General features: G+C 71.4%; 16 protein-coding genes and 2 pseudogenes. 14 read left to right on the forward strand and 4 right to left on the reverse strand.

Annotated elements, in window-relative coordinates; genetic code table 11:
- The 6 genes and pseudogenes from ACZ573_RS30220 to ACZ573_RS30245 all read left to right on the forward strand — a co-directional run.
- A pseudogene (locus ACZ573_RS30220) lies at positions 1–282 on the forward strand (DEAD/DEAH box helicase); the annotation flags it as partial.
- Between the two features lie 30 nt (positions 283–312).
- Positions 313–645 carry an SCO5918 family protein gene (locus tag ACZ573_RS30225; RefSeq protein WP_471310160.1) on the forward strand — a complete coding sequence of 111 codons (333 nt, stop codon included), beginning with the start codon at positions 313–315 and terminating at the stop codon, positions 643–645.
- A gap of 424 nt (positions 646–1,069) precedes the next feature.
- A complete protein-coding gene (locus ACZ573_RS30230; RefSeq protein ID WP_202204195.1) occupies positions 1,070–1,408 on the forward strand; it encodes a MerR family transcriptional regulator in 339 nt (112 codons plus the stop codon).
- A gap of 187 nt (positions 1,409–1,595) precedes the next feature.
- On the forward strand, positions 1,596–4,163 hold the full coding sequence (locus ACZ573_RS30235) for a molybdopterin-dependent oxidoreductase (protein WP_471310163.1): 2,568 nt from the start codon (positions 1,596–1,598) through the stop codon (positions 4,161–4,163).
- Positions 4,160–5,125 carry an FAD binding domain-containing protein gene (locus tag ACZ573_RS30240; protein ID WP_471310166.1) on the forward strand — a complete coding sequence of 322 codons (966 nt, stop codon included), beginning with the start codon at positions 4,160–4,162 and terminating at the stop codon, positions 5,123–5,125. The genes ACZ573_RS30235 and ACZ573_RS30240 overlap by 4 nt, the downstream gene beginning before the upstream one ends.
- A gap of 39 nt (positions 5,126–5,164) precedes the next feature.
- Positions 5,165–5,323, forward strand: a complete 159-nt coding sequence (locus ACZ573_RS30245) for a hypothetical protein (RefSeq protein WP_471310168.1) — start codon at positions 5,165–5,167, stop codon at positions 5,321–5,323.
- Positions 5,324–5,406: 83 nt separating this feature from the next.
- Here the strand turns inward: ACZ573_RS30245 and ACZ573_RS30250 are convergent, their stop codons facing one another.
- A complete protein-coding gene (locus ACZ573_RS30250) occupies positions 5,407–6,519 on the reverse strand; it encodes an ABC transporter substrate-binding protein (protein ID WP_471310172.1) in 1,113 nt (370 codons plus the stop codon).
- Positions 6,520–6,769: 250 nt separating this feature from the next.
- Between ACZ573_RS30250 and ACZ573_RS30255 the strand changes: the two genes are divergently transcribed.
- The 5 genes from ACZ573_RS30255 (at position 6,770) to ACZ573_RS30275 (ending at position 15,095) form a co-directional block, all read left to right on the forward strand.
- Positions 6,770–7,378 carry a hypothetical protein gene (locus tag ACZ573_RS30255; protein WP_471310174.1) on the forward strand — a complete coding sequence of 203 codons (609 nt, stop codon included), beginning with the start codon at positions 6,770–6,772 and terminating at the stop codon, positions 7,376–7,378.
- Positions 7,379–7,654: 276 nt separating this feature from the next.
- A complete protein-coding gene (locus ACZ573_RS30260) occupies positions 7,655–8,782 on the forward strand; it encodes a glycoside hydrolase family 64 protein (RefSeq protein ID WP_471310442.1) in 1,128 nt (375 codons plus the stop codon).
- Positions 8,783–9,345: 563 nt separating this feature from the next.
- The gene (locus ACZ573_RS30265; RefSeq protein ID WP_471310177.1) at positions 9,346–10,173 is read left to right on the forward strand and encodes a hypothetical protein; all 828 of its coding nucleotides are present in this window, start codon (positions 9,346–9,348) and stop codon (positions 10,171–10,173) included.
- Between the two features lie 70 nt (positions 10,174–10,243).
- A complete protein-coding gene (locus ACZ573_RS30270) occupies positions 10,244–13,393 on the forward strand; it encodes a N,N-dimethylformamidase beta subunit family domain-containing protein (protein WP_471310181.1) in 3,150 nt (1,049 codons plus the stop codon).
- 190 nt (positions 13,394–13,583) lie between these two features.
- A complete protein-coding gene (locus ACZ573_RS30275) occupies positions 13,584–15,095 on the forward strand; it encodes a glutamate synthase subunit beta (RefSeq protein WP_471310184.1) in 1,512 nt (503 codons plus the stop codon).
- Positions 15,096–15,152: 57 nt separating this feature from the next.
- On the opposite strand, the gene ACZ573_RS30280 is transcribed toward ACZ573_RS30275, so the two are convergent.
- Positions 15,153–15,371 (reverse strand): hypothetical protein, encoded by a 219-nt coding sequence (locus tag ACZ573_RS30280; RefSeq protein ID WP_471310186.1) that lies wholly within the window; start codon positions 15,369–15,371, stop codon positions 15,153–15,155.
- A gap of 194 nt (positions 15,372–15,565) precedes the next feature.
- Here ACZ573_RS30280 and ACZ573_RS30285 point away from each other — a divergent pair, with 194 nt between their 5' ends.
- The 3 genes and pseudogenes from ACZ573_RS30285 to ACZ573_RS30295 form a co-directional block, all read left to right on the forward strand.
- A complete protein-coding gene (locus ACZ573_RS30285; RefSeq protein WP_471310189.1) occupies positions 15,566–16,930 on the forward strand; it encodes an AMP-binding protein in 1,365 nt (454 codons plus the stop codon).
- 63 nt (positions 16,931–16,993) lie between these two features.
- Positions 16,994–17,209, forward strand: a complete 216-nt coding sequence (locus tag ACZ573_RS30290; protein WP_471310193.1) for an I78 family peptidase inhibitor — start codon at positions 16,994–16,996, stop codon at positions 17,207–17,209.
- Positions 17,210–17,381: 172 nt separating this feature from the next.
- Positions 17,382–17,663 (forward strand): annotated as a pseudogene (locus tag ACZ573_RS30295) (NAD(P)H-binding protein); the annotation flags it as partial.
- A 152-nt stretch (positions 17,664–17,815) separates the two neighbouring features.
- Here ACZ573_RS30295 and ACZ573_RS30300 read toward each other — a convergent pair.
- Positions 17,816–19,465 carry a purine-cytosine permease family protein gene (locus tag ACZ573_RS30300; protein ID WP_471310196.1) on the reverse strand — a complete coding sequence of 550 codons (1,650 nt, stop codon included), beginning with the start codon at positions 19,463–19,465 and terminating at the stop codon, positions 17,816–17,818.
- Positions 19,466–19,743: 278 nt separating this feature from the next.
- Positions 19,744–20,541: an SGNH/GDSL hydrolase family protein gene (locus ACZ573_RS30305; RefSeq protein ID WP_471310198.1), complete on the reverse strand. Its 798-nt coding sequence runs from the start codon at positions 20,539–20,541 to the stop codon at positions 19,744–19,746.

The raw sequence follows: 20,541 nt of genomic DNA on the forward strand, positions 1-20,541 counted from the left end.
AGCGTCGTCACCCTGGTCACCCCGAACCAGCGCCGCGACATGACCCGCCTCATGGCCGCCGCCGGGATCACCCCGCAGACCACCCAGGTCCGCTCGGGTGAGGAGGCACTGAGCCGGATCACCGGCGCCCAGGCCCCCTCCGGCATCCCGGTCACCATCACCGCCCCGGCGGCGGAGCGGCGTGAGCGCGGCGGCCCCTCCGCGCGCAACCGGCGCCGCCCCGCCGCGGCTGCCGCCCGGCGCAGGCCGGCAGGGCGGTCCGCCGCCGACGCCGTAGCGTGAACCCCATTCTTCTTCCCCTTGTGAGGCAACATGCGCGTCGTCATCGCCAGATTCCCCTTCGACCTGACCAAGAGCGGGGTGCTGGAGTCGATGAAGGGCGTCAAGCCCGAGCCCGTCGACGGTGAGTCCGTGATCATCGGACGCCGGCACTACCCGGTCAAGCAGGTCGGCCAGGTCATCACCCGCCAGGACCGCCGCGACTTCAGCGCCGCGGAGGTCGTACGGGCGATGACCCTGCTCGGCTTCACGTGCCGCGGCCTGCCCCAGGCACCCGCCACGCCCGCGTCCACGCCCGGCCTCACCCCGTTCCAGCGGGCCTCGGCGCTGCTCGGCGAGCCCGAGCCCGTATCGGTCTCCGTCTGACCGCACAGCACCATCGGCACACCATGTGAGGGCCCGACCGGCACGTCCGGTCGGGCCCTCACGTGTTGTTCGAGGGAAGATCTCTCATCATCGAACAAAGAAAATCTATCTCCGTCACGGTAGACATCTGGTTCTGAGGTGCCTAAGGTTTTTCGCATACCGATGATCGAAGAAATGGAGGAGGCAGACGCCATCAGGATCGCCCGGGCAGCAGCACAGGGCCCGGGTACCGCACGACCCCCGAATGGCAGGTGGTCCCCGGTCAGGTATCCGCGATCCCCGCACTCCCGCCCGTCTCCCGGGCGCGACCGCGGAAACAGAGGTCGGCGCAGCGCTGAGGCCGACAGATGGTGTTGAATTCCCTTCAGGGCCTTGGTGCCGTACGGCACCAAGGCCCTTCGACGCGTTCTAAGAAGAGGTGCAGATGACAGCGGATGACTCGCTCGGCGGCCGGCTGGACGACGATGACTACCCCGCCTACACGATGGGCCGGGCCGCCGAACTCCTCGGCACGACCCCCGGCTTCCTGCGCGCCATCGGCGAGGCCCGTCTGATCACACCGTTGCGCTCCCCGGGCGGGCACCGCCGCTACTCCCGCTACCAGCTGCGGATCGCGGCCCGCGCCCGGGAGCTCGTCGACCAGGGCACCCCGGTCGAAGCGGCCTGCCGCATCGTCATCCTGGAGGACCAGCTCGAAGAAGCCCAGCGCATCAACGCCGAGTTCCGCCGCGCCGCGACCGCCGCGCCCGACGACTCCCGCTGAGCGCCGACCGCTCCTCGTCCCACCCCCCGGCACCTTTCCGGTCCGCGCCTGCGCGCAGCGGCTCTCGACACCCGCGGCCCGACCGCTCGCGCGCCGAACTGCGCCGGAGTCACAGGCGGGATATCAAGGAGCGTGAAGGCGAGCGCGAGGTCCGACGCACGCCGCCCCGCGGTGAGGAGAACGTCTCGTGGAGTTCGAGGTCAATGGCACCCGGCACGCGGTGGACGTGGACGACGACCCGGCCGCCGTGGACGTGGTGCGGGACCGGCTGGGTCTGACCGGCACCAAACTGGTCTGTGCGGGCGGGGTGTGCGGGGCCTGCACGATCCAGGTCGACGGCGAACCCCGGGTCTCCTGCCTGACCCCGGCGGTCGCGCTCGCCGGCCGGCAGGTGACGACCGTGGAGGGCCTGTCCGGCCACCCGGTCGGGCGAGCCTTCGCCGGCGAGGACGCCCTCCAGTGCGGCTACTGCACCCCGGGGTTCGTGGTCGGGGCGGCGGCGTTCTTCGAACGGTGGCGAGCCGCCCACGGCCGCACCCGGCCCGGCCGGGAACAGATCGCGGACGCGCTCGCGGGCCACCTGTGCCGGTGCGGGGCGTACGAGGGGATCTTCAGCGCGGTGGCCGCGGCCTGCGCCGGCGGCTACGACGCGGCCCCGCCCGGCGGGGAGGCGCCGTCGGTCCCGCGCGTCGAGGCTCCGCAGAAGACGGACGGATCGGCCCGGTACACCACGGACCTGCGCCCCGAAGGCCTGCTGGAAGGCGTGATCATCCGCTCGCCGCACGCGCATGCCCACGTACGCTCCCTCGAAGCCGGGGACCTGCCCCTGGTACCGCTGCTGCCCCCGGACGGCGTGGTGCGGTACGTCGGGCAGCCCGTGGCCGCGGTCGCGGCGCCGGACCGGGCCTCCGCACGGGCGGCTGCCGTGCGCGTCAGGGTGGACTACGAGGTGCTGCCGGCGGCCCTGGACGTACGCCAGGCCCGCACCGGCGAGGGCCCGCCGGTCTACGCGGACAAGGTGGCACGCAAGCGGGCACCGGGTTCCGGCGAGACCCCGCAGCTGGTGCCCGCCCGCTGGCGCGGCAACCTCCGGGGCCCGTCCGCCATGAGCAAACGCCCCGCCACGGCCGTGCGCCGTATCACCGAGGCCCGCAGCCGCAACCCCGAGCGAGTGGTGGAGGGCGTGTTCACGACCGCCGCGCAGACGCACACCCCGCTCGAACCGCACGCCTGCCTGGCCGAGTGGGTCGACGGCACCCTCCACCTGGAGGTGTCCACCCAGTCCGTGAGACGCACGGCAGAGCTCGCCGCCGAACGCTTCGGCGTGCCCGTCGAACGGGTGGTGGCCCGGGCCGTCCACGTAGGCGGCGGTTTCGGCTGCAAGATGGGACTGACCTCCGACGTCGTCGCCGCGGCCGAGCTGGCCCGGCTGCACGGCGCCCCGGTACGGGTGGTGCTCGACAGGGACGAGGAACTCACCGACGGCGGATACCGGCCCGGCACCCGGATCCGGCTGGCGATGGTCGCGGACGAGGCCGGCGAGCTGAGCGCGCTGGCCATGGACGCGGACAACGACGGCGGTGTCTCGGTCGGCGGCACCGTGGCGGCACTGGCCCGGTTCATGTACGGCAAGGCCCCCCGCCGGCTCCGCGACTTCGACACCGTCACCCACCGTCCGCCGGGCGCCCCGTTCCGCGGCCCCGGCGGACCCACCATGTGCTGGGCCCTGGAGCAGGCCGTCGACGAGATGGCCCACCGGCTCGGCCAGGACCCGATCGCCCTGCGCCGCCGCTGGGACGGCAACTCCAAGCGGCACGCCCTGTACGACCGGGCGGCCGCGCTCCCGGTCTGGTCGGGCTCCCGCGGCGGCACCGGCCGCTTCCGCCGGGGCGTCGGGGTCGCGGCCGCCAACTGGATGTACTTCCTCGATCCCGTCACCGAGGTCGAACTCACCGTCGAGGACGGGGTCGTCGTCGCCCGCTGCGCCGTGCAGGACATGGGCACGGGCTCACGCACCGTGCTGCGCCGGGCCGTCGCCGCGGGGCTCGGCCTGCCGGAGGACAGGGTGCGCGCCGAGGTCGGCCGGAGCGATGCCGTACACGGCCCCACCTCCGGCGGCAGCCGCACCACACCCTCGCTCGTGCCCGCCGCCGCGGACGCCGCCGCCCGGCTGCGCGACGCACTCGGCGGTGGCGGCGACGTCGCCGCCCGGCTTGCCATGGCGCACGGCGTACGGGTGACCGGCCGCCGCCCCCGCGACCGCCGCGGCTACGTGATCCCCTTCACCATGGGCGGTGTCGCGATCGGCCGCGGCTTCACCGGATCGGTGCAGGTCGCCGAGGTCGAGGTGGACACCCGGCTCGGCCGCGTACGCCCGCTGAGCGTGTGGAGCGGCATCACCGCAGGCCGGATCCACGAGGAGCGCCTCGCCCGCAGCCAGTGCCAGGGCGCTGTCGTCCAGGGCGTCGGCTACGCCCTGTACGAGGAGCGGCGCACCGACCCGGCCACCGGGCGGGTGCTGACCGAGAACCTGGAGGACTACCGCATCCCCGGCATCGGGGACACCCCCGAGATCACCGTCCACTTCCATCAGGAGGGCTTCGACCACGTGCCTGGTGGCGGGGTCGGCCTCGGCGAGATCGCGACCCTGCCCACCGCGGCCTGCCTGGCCAACGCGGTCCACGACGCCACCGGCTGGCGCCCGTACGACATGCCCATCCGACCCGACCGGCTCCTGGAAGGACTGCGTCCGTGAGCACCGAGACCGCCCTCACCGACCTCTCGGCCGCCGTCCAGGCCCGCGGTGGGGAGCTGCGCGCCGGTGGCACCGACACCACCGCCCGGCAGCGCAGCGGCGTCTCCCCGGGGCCGTTCACCGACCTCGGCGGCGCCGGCCGCCTGCGCGGCTGCACGCCGCTGCCCGGCGGCGGGCTGCGGATCGGCGCCCTGACCACCCTCGCCGAGCTGGCCGCCGATCCGCGCGTACGCGCCGGCTGGCCGGCCCTGGCCCTGTCGGCCGGGACCGCGGCCACACCGCAGATCCGCTCCGCCGGCACCGTGGGCGGTAATCTGCTGCAGCGCAACCGCTGTTGGTACTTCCGCAATCCTCACTTCAGCTGCCTCCAGAAGGGCGGCACCGGCTGCCCCGCGCGCGAGGGCGACCACCACTTCGGCGTGGTCAGCGGCAACGGACCGTGCGTCGCCCCGCACCCGTCCACCCTCGCGATGGCCCTGCTCACCTACGACGCCGAGGCCCACGTCCACGGCGAATCCCCGCGCCGTGTCGCCGACTTGTACGGGGACGGCGACCGGCTCTCGCACGCCGACCACCTGTTGCGGCCGGACCGTATCCTCACCGCGGTCGACCTGCCCGCGCCCCTGCCCGGCGAACGCGCCGCCTGCCACCGGGCCATCAGCCGGGCCCACGCCGAATGGCCCCTGGTCGAGGCCACCGCCCGGCTGGTGCTCGACGGCTCAACCGTCACGCACGCCGCTGTCGCGGCGGGCGGGGTGGCGCGCGTACCGCTGCGGCTCACGGAGGTGGAGGCCGCCCTGATCGGCCGCGAGGCCACCCCCGACGTCCTCGCCGCGGCCGCGGCGACGGTCCAGGGCCGCTGCCGGCCGCTGCCGCAGACCGGCTACAAGACCGAGTTGTTCGCCAACACCGTCCTGGAAGTCCTGGAACAGGCCCTCGACGGCCCGGACATGGCCAAGTAGGCCTGGAGCGCTCGGGATGCGGCAGGGCAAGATGGAGGCATGACGATCCGGCGCCCGCTCCGCCATCGGTTCCTCAGGCATCCTGCTGGTCAATTCGCCGTGGTCACCGTGCTGATGCTCATCCTCTTCGTGCTGGTCAGCCTGGGAGTGACCTTCGTCCTCGATGTCCTCTTCGGCGGCCCCTGGATGGTCTACTGACCTGAGCACCCTGGCGCTCGTCGTCATCGGCACTGCGCAGGTCCCGCTCGGACACCTCGCTCCACGTACTGGGCTTCGTGCCTTCAGCCGGTGCGGAGGATCCGGAAGCGATCAGGATCTGCCGGGTCACGATCGACGACCTGCGTCGGAGCCCAGGTCCACTGCCGAACGCCGATGCCGGGCGTGCGGGAGAACCGGATCTGCCCGCGGGTGCCTTCGACCGCCACGCGCGACCAGGGCTCGGCGGCGCCCGCCTCGTCCGCGACGTGAGCACGCAGCACCTCGGCGAGGACGAGGACCGTGTCGTAACCCTCGAAGGCGACGAAGGAGGGTGCCCGGCCCAGCCGCTCGCGGAGGGCCGTCCCGACGCGTGCACCGAGCGGGCCGAGGCGTTCCGGCAGGTAGCGCAGGAACGGGACCGCGGCGCCGTCGCCGCCCAGCAGCGCCGCCCATTCCGGGAACTCCGGTTGCCCGGCCGGAGCGCCGATCAGGGTCCCGGCGAGGCGCCGGTCACGGCGGACGGCCCGGACGATCGGCACCGCCGGGTCTGGGTGGCCGACCAGAAGGAGGAGGGCCGTCGCACGGTGACCGGCGAGCCCGTCGCACACCGCGGCGGGGTCGAGGTCGCGCACGTCGAGTTCGACGACGGCGCCGCCGCGCGGAGCGAGGTACTCCCGCAGGATGCGGACCCCGGAAGCCCAGTAGACACTCGGCTGGGTCACCACGGCGATACGGCTGTGGCCCGCGCCGAGGAGGAAGTCCGCGTAGATCTGCCAGCCGTGGGACTGTGCCGGGGCGAGGCGCGCGACCCATTCCGTCGGCCGCTCGGTGAGCGCGTCGAGAACCGCTGACGAGCAGAGGAACGGCAGGCCGAGGGCATCGGCCCGGGCGGCAGCGGCGCGGGCGACGACGCTGTGATACTCACCCGCCACGGCAGCCACGCCCAGTCGAGCCAGCTCGTCCACGGCCGCCGCGGCCCTCCTGGGATCGGCCGCGGTGTCCCGGACCACCAGCTCCAGCGGCCTTCCGCCGATCCCGCCGGCGTCGTTGACCTCACGCACGGCCAGCTCGAGGCCGGCGAGCAGGTGTTGGCCCGCCTCGACCCAGCCGGGCCGGGTCAGCGGAACGAGAGCGCCGATCCGGACGGACGATCCGTCAGTACGTTCCGCCCCAGGCAGCGATGGTGGCGTATGCATGCTTCGGCGTCTCCCGAGGGGCGGTCCGGACGCGGTGTGCCCGGACCGCGCAGTGATCGTCAGTGGCGCCGAGCGTAGCCGAGCCGGACCTGGCCGGCTCCGGCGCCCTGCGCCCCGTAGACGCCCTGGGCTCGCGGCCGGGTGGGTGCGCGGGCCATCCGGGCGGGGCACACGGTGCGTACGGCATGGCACCCGGGGCCGCGGCGTCCCGCCGCGCATGCTGAGTCACCCCGCCCCGCAGGAGAGGCCCGTGAGTGATCCCAGACCGCGAGTGACGACGAGGCCGGCCACCCCCGCGGCGGCCGATGGCAGTCCCGCTCCCGGGGTCATCGGCATCGGACTTGCCGCGGTGCTGACGTTCGCGCTCGCCCAGGGTTCCTGGCAGTGGTTCGCCACGTTCATCGGGGTGACGCTGCTCGCGGTGATGCTCGCCTTCCAGCGACGGGCGCAGTGGACCCCCGACCTCCGCTCGGCGTACATGCGGGGTCTGGTCGCGTACTCGCTGGTCGTCGGCCTGTGCGTGGCGATCGCACTGGCCCCCCTGCTGCAGCGCCGGGCCTGGCTGTTCCCGATGCCGGGCACGCGCAGCGACTGCGTGCTGGTGGGCAGGTACGCGGCCCTCCAGGCGGAGGCCGTGCTCGGGAACCTGGCCGCGGGTGACGGCCCGGCCGTGGCGTTCGCGCGGGAGGACCAGGCCCGTAAGGCCGTTGCCGAGTGCCTGGCGGCCACGACGACCCTGTGGCTGCCGGTGTACGGGGTCGGCGTGGCGGTGCTGGTGGGGGTGTGCGCATGGTTCCGCGACCGGGCCCGCGCCCGTTCGGGAAGTGTCGGCCGGACGGATGCCTCGGCCGCGAGCTGATCCCTACGGCTCATCGGGAGAGGGACGAGCCCGAGCCGGCGGACACCCCCTTCTGGCGGTCCGGCAGGGGTCGTCCGGCGGTGTCGAGGCGGCCGAATCCATTGACAGAAGTTGAACGCAGGCCGAGGCTGAGAGCGCTCTCGGCCGTCAACTCATAGGCATGGAGCGCCGCACCTCCCCCCATCGCCAGGTGCCCCCACAAGGAGGATCATCGTGTTCCGTTTATCGAAAGTGCTGGCATCAGGTCTCTCGGCCCTGGTGGTCGCCGCCGGTCTGATGGCTCTCGGTCCGCTGACATCGGCGGCAGAGGCCGTACCTGCGACCATCCCGCTCACGATCAAGAACAGCTCGGGACGCAGCGAGCCGGTCTATGTGTACAACCTGGGCACACAGCTGACGACCGGCCGGCAGGGCTGGGCCGACGCCAACGGCGGGTTCCACCCTTGGCCCGTGGGAGGCAATCCACCCACCCCCGCGCCCGACGCCTCGATCACGGGTCCGGCCGACGGGCAGACCAAGACGATCCGCATGCCCAAATTCTCCGGACGCGTCTACTTCTCCATAGGCCAGAAGATCGTCTTCAAGCTCAGCACCGGCGGCCTCGTACAGCCTGCCGTGCAGAACCCGTCCGACCCCAACCGCACCGTCCTGTTCAACTGGTCCGAGTACACGCTCAACGATGCCGGGCTGTGGATCAACAGCACCCAGGTCGACATGTTCTCGGCCCCGTACGCGGTGGGCGTGAAGGCGGCGGACGGCACAGTCACGAACACGGGCCGGCTCAAGCCGGGCGGCTACAACGCCGTCTTCGGCCAACTGCGTTCGGCCGGCTGGGGCGGACTGATCCAGACCCGCCCCGACGGCACGCCGCTGCGCGCGCTCTCGCCCGGTCACGGCATCGAGGCGGGCGGAATCCCCGCCGGCGTGATGAACGACTACATCAACCGGGTCTGGAGCAGGTACAGCTCCTCCACGCTCACCGTGACGCCCTTCGTGAACCAGCCGAACACCAAGTACTACGGCCGGGTCTCGGGCGACGTCATGAACTTCACCAACGGCTCGGGAGCGGTGGTCACCAGCTTCCAGAAGCCGGACTCCGACAGCGTCTTCGGCTGCTACAAACTCCTGGACGCCCCCAACGACCAGGTCCGCGGCCCGATCTCCCGCACCCTGTGCGCGGGCTTCAACCGGTCGACGCTGCTCACCAACCCGGCCCAGCCCGACCCGAACGCCGCCAACTTCTACCGTGACGCCGTCACCAACCACTACTCCCGCGTCATCCACGGACAGATGGCCGACGGCAAGGCGTACGGCTTCGCCTTCGACGACGTAGGCGCCCACGAGTCGCTGGTGCACGACGGCAACCCACAGGAGGCCTTCATGACGCTGGAACCGTTCAACTAGAGGGCGGTCCCGTGGGTGCTCCCTGAGCGGATGCGGGGGTGGCGCTCCGCTGCGCGGCCCGCGCGCCGATGGGGTGACCAGCAGCTCTGGCCAGTCCTTCAGCTGCCGCTCAGGGGCGATCCCCAAGCGGGATCGTGGCGCGATCTTCTCGTCAGGTGGGTGAGCAGACGCTCCGCCGTACTCCAGGCGGTGTCCTGTGGCGCTCCGGCCGAAATCAGGGCGGCGCTCAGCCTCGCCGGCGCCGACGCCGGCACGTCGGAGTCGGTGAGGAGGGGCAGGCCCAGCAGGAGGCGGACGGCCGTGTCCTCGACACCTTCGGCCGCGGGGGACGGGCTGTCGGCGATGCGGACCAGTTCATGCCAGGTCAGCCCGGTCCCCGACAGATCCCTTGTTTACTTGCCCGCGAAACTAAATTGACCGTCAGCCCCCGCTTGCGCAGGGCGAGTACGAGCGTTCGAATGGATTGTAGGTGGACCTCGCACGGGCTGAGAGCCGAAACGGCGAGGTGGCTCGGCGTTTCTTGGTACTCCTGGTACCGACCGCTCGCGGATGGGGGCAATGTCATGTTTTTCTACAACAGAAGCACTCAGGTTGCTGCTTCCGGAAAACTCGACGCAGCCGGTGATTACATCCATCTCAAGACGTTCCCCGCTGGGCAATTCAAAGGGTGGAGGCAGATCGTGCCGCTCGGCTGCGGCATGCTTTTCTTCTATGACGAAGAGACGGGGAGCGCGGCAACGGGAAGGCTCGACGCGGTCGGCCAGTACACCAATCTCAAGGATTTCCCGTCCACGCAATTCGGAAAATCATTCACGGTCATACCGGTCGACGGTGGTCGACTCTTTCTCTACAACGGGGTCACAGGCGCCGCGAAGACGGGTCGAATCGATGCGACCGGCAACTACACCAACCTGAAGGACTTCCCTGCCGGACAGTTCGGATCGTGGACGAGCGTCGTCTCCCTGGACGGCGGCTCGATGTTCTTCTACAACGCCGACTGGAACGATGAAACCGGAACCCTGGCCGCGTACGGACAGATCGATGCCGCCGGCAACTACGCCCACCTGAAGGACTTCACACCCGGGCAGTTCGGAAAATGGTCTCTCGTCACCTCCCTCGTCGGTCGCTGGCTCCTCTTCTACACCTTCGACGGGCTCTCGTTCTTCGCCGGGACCGGAAAACTCGGCGCCGACGGCAATTACACCCACGTGAAGGACGTCAACCCGGGTATGTCGTGGCAGAACATCGTTCCGGTCGACGGCCATCACCTCTTCTTCTACCGGGACGGCGCCGACAAGAAGGTGGCATCGGGCAGAATCGATGCCACCGGCGATGTGAAGCGCAGGGATCTGGGCACCTCATTCGCCAGCTGGTCCGTCATCGCGGGCTGACCATGGGGTGCTTGCCGAACGGTCAAGCACCTGAATCGGCCCCGCCGTGCACCTGCTGAGGAGACAGCACATGGGTACCTCCGGTCTGGATACCGACGGGTCGGTGCCGGTGGCCAACCGTGCCGAGACACTTGCCGGTCTTCACGCGTATGCGGAAAAGAGTGTGACCGCCGGAAGCACGGTCAACTTCCGGGTCAGCAGCACCGAACCGTACGAGCTTTCGATCGTGCGCCTGGGCTGGGACACCGACGGCCCTTCGAAGGATTGGGTGCTGCATACCTTTCCTGCCGTCCTGGACGCCGCACCCCAGGTGATACGACCGGGGTCCTGCGTGCACATCGCGGAAGGTCCCCCGTGGGAACAGGCTCTGCCTGCGCTCACTCTCGAGTGCTGGGTCCGCCCATTCCTTCGCGATGCGTGGCAGGGACTCGTCACCAAATACACCTACCCGGATCGCTGCGGTTTCGGCCTCTTCCTCGGTGACGACGGGCGGGTGAGCGTCTACTACGGCGACGGGGAGTCGTTCCGTGCAAGCTGGCTCAAGCCGGGAACCAGCGTGCTCGAATTGGAGCGATGGCACCATCTCGTAGCGGTCTTCGATCACGGCACCGCGCGACTGTGGGTCGATGGCGCGCTCGACCTCCAGGCCGAAGACCTGCCCGCGACCGTGGACGCAGGCTCGGCCCCCCTTCGCCTCGCGGCGTACGGAACCGAGCAGGAAACCGGCAGCTTCCTCGATGGCGATCTCGCCATGCCGGTGATCTACGGGCGGGCGCTGCAGGAGGACGAGATCCACGGGAGGCACGAAACGACCCCGCCGAGGCCGCCCCCCTCCGACGCATTGCTCGGCTGCTGGCCACTGACGGAAGAAGGGGGAACACGGGTCGCCGACATCGGCCCCGCAGGACGGCACGGAGTGATCGTAAACCGGGCCACGTGGATGATCGGCGGCCCTGGATTCGACGCGGACGCCGTTCCCCGCTTCACGCCCTATGAACCGGAGACAGACCCCGAACGGGGTCACGGGCTGCGGTTCTCATCGGAAGATCTCTACGACTGTGGCTGGCAGGTCACCCACCAGTACCCCGTTTCCCCCGACCTTCCACCGGGGATCTACGTCGGACGGTTCGTCCACGGGGAGGGCCATCGCTACGACGTGACGTTCGTCGTCGGACGGGCACCTGACCGGCCTCCCGCTCCGGTGCTCCTCCTGTGCAACACGAACACCTGGCTCGCCTACAACGGTGAGTTCACGTTCAGCGGGTTTCCCCGGAAATGTGCGTACACCGATGACAAGACCGGTCGGCCGGCCTTCCAGAACGGCATGGCGATGCCATGGCCCTCCGCCGCCCCCTACCTGCTGTACGCCGCCCCCGACTACAGCCATCTCGTCCGCGCCGAGCGCTTCATGCACGTGTGGCTCGAGCGGAACGGCTACGACTACGACGTATGCGCCGACAGCGATCTCGACGCGAACCCGAGCCTGCTCGGCGACCACCGCGTGCTCGTCATCGCCGGACACAGCGAATACTGGTCCGCGCCCGCCTACGAGGCGGTGCGCGCCTTCCTCTCCCAAGGCGGCAAAGTCGTCATGGCCTCCGGCAACACGATGTACTGGCGGGTGAGCCTGGACGGCGAAGTCCTCGAATGCCGCAAACTGCCGGTTTCCATAGGCGGTCGCCCGGGCACCAAGGTCGGAGAGCTCTACCACACGCACGATCACCGCCGTGGCGGGCTCATGCGGGAGGCGGGTTACCCCGCCTGGATGCTCACGGGCCTCGAATGCGTGGGCTACGACGGATCTTTCGTGCCGTTCACGGTGAAGGATCCGCAGCATCCGTTCTTCCGGAATCCGGAGCCGGTCCCCGTGAGCGCGGGAAGCCCGCTGGGCGAACCCTTCGGCATGGGCCATGAGTACGACGTCCGGCCCTCGCGGATCCCGGGGCCCTTCACCCCCGCTCCTCCGGCCGGCTTCGCGCCCTCGCTCCTGGCGGACGCGCGGATCAGCGACGGCAGATACTTCGACTACCGCGGCAATGTGATGCCGGCCCAGAATGCGGTCGTCAGTGAGATCGTGGACCACAAGGGGCCGGACGGCGGGCGGGTGTTCGCCGTCGGTTCGATCGCCGCAGCCGCCGCCCTGCACACCGATCCCCATCTCAGCACGCTGTTCCGTAACGCCCTGCACCACCTGGGTGTGGGCTTCTCCCTCGACGCGCTGGCGGTCGACGAGGCAGGAAAGCTTCTGGTCAAGCGGTTCGACGGGCAGGAATGGAACCCGTCGGCCACCGGGTGGGACGAGTTGGGCAGCGGTTTCCACGGCCCGGCCGTGGGCGTCCAGTCCGCACCGGACGAGCTCACGATCATGGCGGTCACCGAAGCGCGGACGCTGCGGTACCGGACGTGGTCGGGCTCGGCCTGGAGCGACTGGGGAGATCTCGGCGGCTCCGTCCCGGGCAGGCCGGCCCCGGTGGCATGGGGACGGAACCGGCTGGACGTCTTCGCCGCCGATGCCGGTGGCCGGCTGCAGCACAACGCGTGGACCGGGCAGGAATGGAGCGGCTGGCAGCCCGGCATCGAGGGAGTCACCAGCGATCCCGCCACGCTCGTACGGGAGGGGGAACAGCTCGGCGTCGCCGTACTGGGTGCGCACGGCAGCCTCCGGTACGCGAACTGGTCGGCAGGCAACGGATCGCTGCCCGACGGGCCGGGCTGGGTCGATCTGGGCGGTGAATTCGTCCACGCCCCGTCGATGATCCGCTGGGGCGGCAATCACCTCAGCATCTTCGCCGTCGACGCAGCCGGCCGCCTGTTCACCAAGTGGTGGGACGGCGCGGCATGGCGTCCGTCCCTCTCGGACTGGGTCGACCTGGGCGGCACCCTCGCCGGTCCCGTAGCGGTCGTCGTACGCGGCGGCACCCAGCTGAACGTCTTCGGCATCGCTCAGAACGGCCGTATGAAGACCAAGGGGTTCGACGGGCACAACTGGGGGCCGTCGCAGACCGCCTGGGCCGATCTGGGAGGCCAGTTCGCCGGCGAGCCGACGGCGGCGGCCTTCCGTGGACAGCACGTCTCCCTGATGGCTGTGGACGTCCACGGCCGCCTCCAGCACAAGCTGTGGGACGGGACGGCATGGTCGCCGCCGGCCACCGCCTGGCAGGACATGGGCGGCACCCTGCGCCCCGGCCCGGCGCTCTTCGCCTGGGTCGCCGCCCGCTAGTGCTGGGGATCACCTGGGGGATCACCGCACGGTCGTCACCGTCCGCACCCGCCCGGTCGCTCACCTCGGTCGGCCAGCGCGCCGGCGCGCAGGCGGCGTAATCTGGCTGAACCGCCATAGAACGCGCGTGTGAGTGCCGCGGTGCGCGGGCCGCGCACCCTCCCGCGCCCACGATCCAGGGAGGCGGCGCGTGACCGATCCGTTCGGCTTCCTCAGGATCCCCCGCGAGGCCGTGCCGGCCCGCCCCGTCGAGCAACGGCTCGGCGACTGGCGCGAGGTCTACGCGGGCCAGGCGCAGCTGCCGCTCGTCTCCCGGCAGGCGGACCGCTGCATGGACTGCGGCATACCGTTCTGCCACACCGGCTGCCCCCTGGGGAACCTCATCCCCGAGTGGAACGCGTACGCCGCCCACGGCGACTGGCGTGCGGCGTACGAGCGGCTCCACGCGACCAACAACTTCCCGGAGGTCACGGGCAGGCTCTGCCCGGCCCCCTGCGAGGACGCCTGTGTCCTCACGATCAACGCCGACCCGGTGACCATCAAGAACGTCGAGCAGACGATCGCGGACGAGGGGCTGCGGCTCGGCTACATGGTGCCCAGACCGCCGGAGAAGCGCAGCGGCAGGACGGTGGCCGTCATAGGCTCCGGTCCCGCCGGACTGGCCGCGGCGCAGCAGCTGACCCGGGCCGGGCACCGCGTCACGGTCCACGAGCGGGCCGACCGGATCGGCGGACTGCTGCGCTACGGCATTCCCGAGTTCAAGATGGAGAAGGCCCACCTGGACCGCCGCATCGAGCAGATGCGGGCCGAGGGCACGGTCTTCGCCACGGGGGCGGACATCGGCGGCGCGACCGGTACCGGGGCGGACGAGCTGCGGAGCCGGTACGACGCCCTCGTCGTGGCGATCGGAGCCGGCGAGCGCCGGGAGCTGCCGGTCCCCGGCCGTTCGCTGGACGGCATCCACCAGGCCATGGACTACCTGACCTGCGCCAACCGCGTGCGGGAGGGCGACTACCCGGTCTCCCCCCTCACCGCCGAGGGCCGACACGTGGTCATCGTGGGCGGCGGTGACACCGGCTCCGACTGCCTCGGGACAGCCCTGCGGCAGGGCGCTGTCTCCGCGCTCCAGCTCGACATCAATCCCGAGCCCGGCGCGGGCCGGACCGACGACGAGCCCTGGCCGGTGTACCCGAGGACGTACCGCATCTCCCACGCCCACGAAGAGGCCCGCGGGCGCGAGGGGCGGGACCCCAGGCTGTTCGCCTGCGCCACCCTGCGCTTCGAGGGGGACTCCGCGGGCCGGGTAGGGGCGCTGCACCTGACCGCCGTCGAGCCGGTGGCCCGCAGCCCGCTGGCCGGCACCGAGCAGGTCATACCGGCCGGCCTGGTCCTGCTGGCCCTCGGCTTCTCGGGCCCCGAGCGGGCCGGTGGCCTGCGCGACCAGTTGGGCCTGGACCTCGACGAGCGCGGCAACTTCGCGCGCGACGCCGGCTTCGCGGCGGTCGGCGGGCGGGCGCCCGGGGTGTTCGTCGCGGGCGACGCGGGCCGGGGGCAGTCGCTGGTGGTGTGGGCCATCGCGGAGGGCCGCGCGGCGGCCGCCGCAGTGGACCGCTACCTGACCGGCTCCACCTGCCTCCCGGCTCCGGTCGCCGCGCATGACCGGCCGATGACGGCCTTGGGCCGCATGCGGTACGGACTCTGAGGAGTCACCCGCGCGGTGGCGCCTGCGGTTCCCAGCGCCCGCTGTCAGTGCTCGCTGTCAGTGCTCACGCCCGGGCCGGCGCCTTTCGCGCGCGGACTCGCTGTCTTCGCCCGGCCGGTCCAGACGGCTGGCCTCGTCCGTGTCCGCCGCCCGTACGGCTGGTTCGCCCGTGCGGGAAGCCGTGGAGCGGGGCTCGACGTGCGGTGCCCTGCGTCGGCTCTGCTCGTCGTCGTGGTCGTGGAGCGGGGCGCCGCCAGCGCCTCCCTGGTCGTCCATGGCGGATCCTTCCTGTACGTCCCTGTACGTCGGAACCCCCCAGTCGGCGCGTGCCCGGAGGCCGGCCCCGGAAACCAGTGGATCCGGAGAAAACGGAGGAAATCGGTACCGCCGTCGACACGTGCGGAGCGGGCCGTGGCGCCACCGTAGGCTGACCGGGTCGTTTCTGCTCGTCGCTGATCGGAGCTGCCGTCATGCTGACCGCCCTGACGGGTGTTTTCGGGGATCGCGCGGACGCTGTGAGCGTCGCGGGTCGCACTGCTTCCTACGAGGAACTTCTGGGTGCGGCCGGTGCGGTGGCCGCCGACCTGGCCGCCCTCGGCCCGGTGCGCGCGTTCGCGGTGACGGCCACCGCCTCGCTCGAGACCGTCGCCGCGGTGGTCGGAGGATTGCTTGCCGGAGTGCCGTGCGTGCCGCTGCCCCCCGACGCCGGACCCGCCGAACGTGATCACATTCTGCGGGACTCCGGCGCCCGCCCCATCGAGGTGGACTTCGCCCGACGGGCAGCCGCCGCGTCGGCCGTACCCACCGTGCCGACGGCACTGAGCGAGGATCCCGCGCTGATCCTCTACACGTCCGGGACCACCGGCGCCCCCAAGGGCGTGGTCCTCGGCACTGCCGCGATCACCGCCGACCTCGATGCGCTCGCCGATGCCTGGGAGTGGACCGCGCAGGACACGCTCGTCCACGGGCTGCCCCTGTTCCACGTCCATGGGCTGGTCCTCGGTGTCCTCGGGGCGTTGCGGACGGGGAGCCGCCTGGTCCATACGGGACGGCCGACGCCGGAGGCGTACGCGGAGGCAGCGGAGGCCGGGGGGAGCCTGTACTTCGGGGTGCCGACCGTGTGGTCGCGCATCGCGGCCGCTCCGCAGGCGGCGGCCGCGCTGTCGGGGGCCCGGTTGCTGGTGTCGGGGAGCGCGGCCCTGCCCACGCCGGTCTTCCGCGATCTGGAACGGCTGACCGGGCACCGGCCGGTGGAGCGGTACGGGATGACGGAGACCCTGATCACCGTGAGCGGGCGGGCGGGCGGTGAGGTCCGCCCCGGCGCGGTGGGCACCCCGCTCACGGGAATCCGTACGCGTATCGCCGCCGAGCCGGGCGCCGAGATCGGTGAGCTCCAGTTGGTGGGGCCGACCCTGTTCTCGGGGTATCTGGGCCGGCCGGAGGCCACGGCCGCCGCCTTCACGCAGGACGGGTGGTTCCGCACGGGTGACATCGCGGCCGTCGACGGGGACGGTGTACACCGGATCGTGGGCCGCGCGTCCACGGACATGATCAAGTCGGGTGGCTACCGCATCGGGGCGGGTGAGATCGAGAACGCGCTGCTGGACCATCCGCGCGTCAGGGAGGCGGCGGTGATCGGTGTGCCGGATGCAGACCTGGGCGAGCGGATCGTCGCGTTCGTCGTCGCCGACGGGGTCACGGGCGCCGAGTTGACCGACTTCGTCGCCACGTATCTGTCGGTGCACAAGCGACCGCGCGAGGTCCGCTTCATCGCTGCGGTTCCGCGCAACGCGATGGGCAAACCGCAGAAGCGGCTCCTGCTGGAAGGGGAGTAGCGGGGCGGGAGCGGGCTCGGCGGGCGGGGCATGCGCAGCACCTCGGTGGGGCAGGTGGGAGTCATGACCGCTTCCTCTTCCGCTGCCTCACCCGCCGCCGACGACCCGGCGCACTACACAGGGCTCCACGCCGACGAGGCGGAACGCCGGGCACTGGCGCGCTGCTGGACGACGGTGCGCAGGGTCGCGCCCGGCGCGATGCTGACCATGGAACACCTCGAAGGCAGGCTGAACTTCGAGGTCGAGGACGGCCGAGTGCGCAGGGCCTGGAGCGGCTGACCCCGAGCGGGTGGCGAACGGCGCCGTGTCCGGTTTCCTGCCCCACCACGGGGAGGGGCTGTGCCGCATCGCCCCTCGCCGCCACGGTTGGTCCCCCGGATCCGCAACCGCCTTCCCCCGGGCCGGGGAAGGCGGCGCAAGATCTCCGTTGTCGTCACCGGAGGTGCTTGCCATGCCCGGCATTGCCGTGTTCTCCCGTCCGTACGGTGTTCCCTCCGCGTCCCCGTTGCACCTGCTGACGGCGGTGAACGCCCGCAAGGGCGCAGGCAGTAGCCCCACCGGAGTCGTCGGCCGACGCCTCGCGCGGTGCCTGCTCACGGCCGGTGACCGCGTCCGCGTCCTCGCCGAACCCGAGCAGGCGGCGGACCGGCCCCTGGGCACGGAGGTGGTCGAGGGCTCCGTCACCCGCCCCGCCGAACAGGCCAGGGCCTTCGCCGGGACCGACACCCTCTTCCTCGCCGACGCGGTACCCGCCACGGTCCGGGCAGTCCCGGACGGCGGCTACCGCCTGCACCTGCAGATCCCCCGACGCGCGACGAGCAGCCTGCCGGCGGCCGACGCCCCCCGGCCCCGGTCCGCAGTGACCGCCGGCCGAACAGGGACCGTCTACACGGTGGCCGGCAGGACGTGGTCGCCGGCCTTGTCGGTGCTCAGGCACAGCGAGCAGACGACCGCGTCGTGGGTGACACATGCGGTGAGGTCGGGGCGCTCGTACGGCTGGCGGCAGACATGGCAGTCGAAGGCGGCCGCGCTCGGGTTCCCGTCGGCGTCCAGCAGCGGCACGCCGATGCCGTCGTCGCTGCGGCGCAGGTAGTAGCGGCCCCTGGTGACCACGGCCATCAGCGGTGTGACGACGAAGGCGATGACGGCCGCGGCCACGGGCGAGTACGGCTGGAGGGCGTCGCCGAGGAGGCCGAAGTACATGGCGATCGACAGGCCGGAGGCGGCGACGAACGCCACGACGCCGACCGGATTGACCGCGTGGAGCATCCCCCGGCGGAACTCCGGCTGGAGCGGGGACAGCTTCAGCACGTACTTGTTGACGCCGATGTCGGTGGCCACGGTGACCACCCAGGCGATCGCGCAGTTCGAGTAGAAGCCCAGGATGCTGCCCAGGAAGCTGAACATGTCGGCTTCCATCAGGGCGAGGGCGAAGGCCAGGTTGACCAGGACGAAGACCATGCGGCCCGGGTAGTGCCGGGTGACGCGGGTGAAGGAGTTCGTCCAGGCCAGCGAGCCGGAGTACGCGTTCGTCACGTTGATCTTGATCTGGCTGATGACCACCAGGACCACGGCCAGCGGGACCACCGACCAGGCCGGCATCATCGCGTCGAAGGCGCTGCGGAACTGCTGGATGGGCTCGGGCGCGGCCGCCGGTCCGACCTCGGCGAGGATGTAGACGGCGAGGAAGACACCGATGGCCTGCTTCAGCGCGCCGAGCACCACCCATCCGGGGCCGGCCATGACCACGGCGGTCCACCAGGAGCGCTTGTTCGCCTCGGTCTTGGGCGGCATGAAGCGCAGGTAGTCGATCTGCTCGCCGATCTGCGCGATCAAGGACAGGCACACCCCCGCTCCGAGCATGACGGAGGCGGTGTTGACGGCGCCGCCGCCGTCCGTGCCGGGGTAGGCCAGGAAGCGGTCCACCGTGCCGGGGTCGTCGGCGATCAGATAGACCAGCGGACCGACCATGAGCAGCAGCCAGATCGGGGTGGTCCACACCTGGAGCTTGCTGAGCGCCTTCATGCCGTAGACGACCAGCGGGATCACCATGAGGGTGGAGACGGCGTACCCCAGCCACAGCGGCAGTCCCAGGCCGAGTTCGAGGCCCTGGGCCATGATCGAGCCTTCGAGGGCGAAGAAGATGAAGGTGAAGCTGGCGAAGATGATGCTGGTGAGGACCGAGCCGTAGTAGCCGAAGCCGGAGCCGCGCGTGATCAGGTCGAGGTCGATGTTGTAGCGCGCGCCGTAGTAGGCCAGCGGGAAGCCGGTGAGGAAGATGACGGCGGCGGCCACGGTGATGGCCACGAGCGCGTTGCCGGTGCCGTGGGCCAGGCCGATGCCGGCGCCGATGGAGAAGTCGGCCATGTAGGCGATGCCGCCGAGGGCCGTGGTGGCCACGACCATGGGGGTCCAGCGGCGGTAACTACGGGGTGCGAATCGGAGGGTGTAGTCCTCCAGCGTCTCCTTGACCGCCTGGTCGGCAGCGGTCTTCGGCACGTGTGCCGTGGTCTGTCGCGACTCGGTGGTGCTCATGCCACGCCTCCCGGTGGGGCTGGGTGCAGGTGAAGGTGCGGCGCCGCCGGCAGGACGGGAAGCGATGGACCGTCATGAGTGTTCTCCGGCAACGCCGTTCATGCCTGGGGTCCCACGTCGGTCACGCTAGAAAGCGGTTGTTACCCCGGGTGCGCGATGTGGTGAACACCATGTTGCTGCGGGCGCGGCGCCGCCGCGTACGCACGCCACACGCGCGCGGGCCCCGCCACGGCCGGGACGGGTGGGGCCCGCGCTCCTGCGCGTGCGGCGCGGGACCCTCAGGCGCTGAGGGTCTCCAGCAGGGCTGCGATGACCGCGCGTTGGCCCGACGGGGTGAGGTGGAGGCCGTCGGCCTCATGGTGGCCGCGCGCCGCCGGGCGCGTGTCGACCACCGGCTCCGGGCGGCCCAGCAGGAAGTCGGCCACGGCGTCCAGGTCCGCGTCCGACCAGCTCAACCCGGCCCGCCGGAAGTGCTCGTACCGTTCCACGCGGCCGGGGTCCGTGCGCGTCGGGGTGAGCCAGACCCACCGGGCCCCCGTCCGGGCCACCGCCAGGTCGTGCAGGGCGACCAGGTTGCGGCGGATCTCGGCGAAACCCACGAGCGGGGTGCGGTCGATGCGCTGTACGTCGTTCGCGCCGAGCATGCACAACACCCAGTCGGGCCGCAGGAAACCCAGCGCCGGCAACTGCTGTGCCAGAGCCTGGGTGGTGGTGCTCCCCGACACGGCCAGGTTGGTGCACCGTACGCCGTCGGGGAGCAGGTGCCGCAGGATCTCGAACCAGGAGAGCCGGTCGGCGGTGGTGCTCTCGCCCAGGGCCACGACGTGCTCACCCGGCCGGAACGGCAGTGCGGCGATCCGAGCGGTCGCGCCCGGTCCGGCCGACAGGGCGGCCGCCGCTTCCCGGTTGCGGTCCCCGAACTGCTCGAGCCGGCCCCGGTAGTCCCCGGCGTCGGTCCCGAAGAGGGCGGCCAGCACCGGCTCGTCGAGCGGGCCCAGATGGCGCAGGAGCTTCTCGGGCTGGTGGAACCTCAGCAGGCGCTGCGTCTGGGCGGTGTTCGGGTCAGTGGTGGTCAT

This window comes from Streptomyces sp. NPDC040545, from assembly GCF_055595065.1.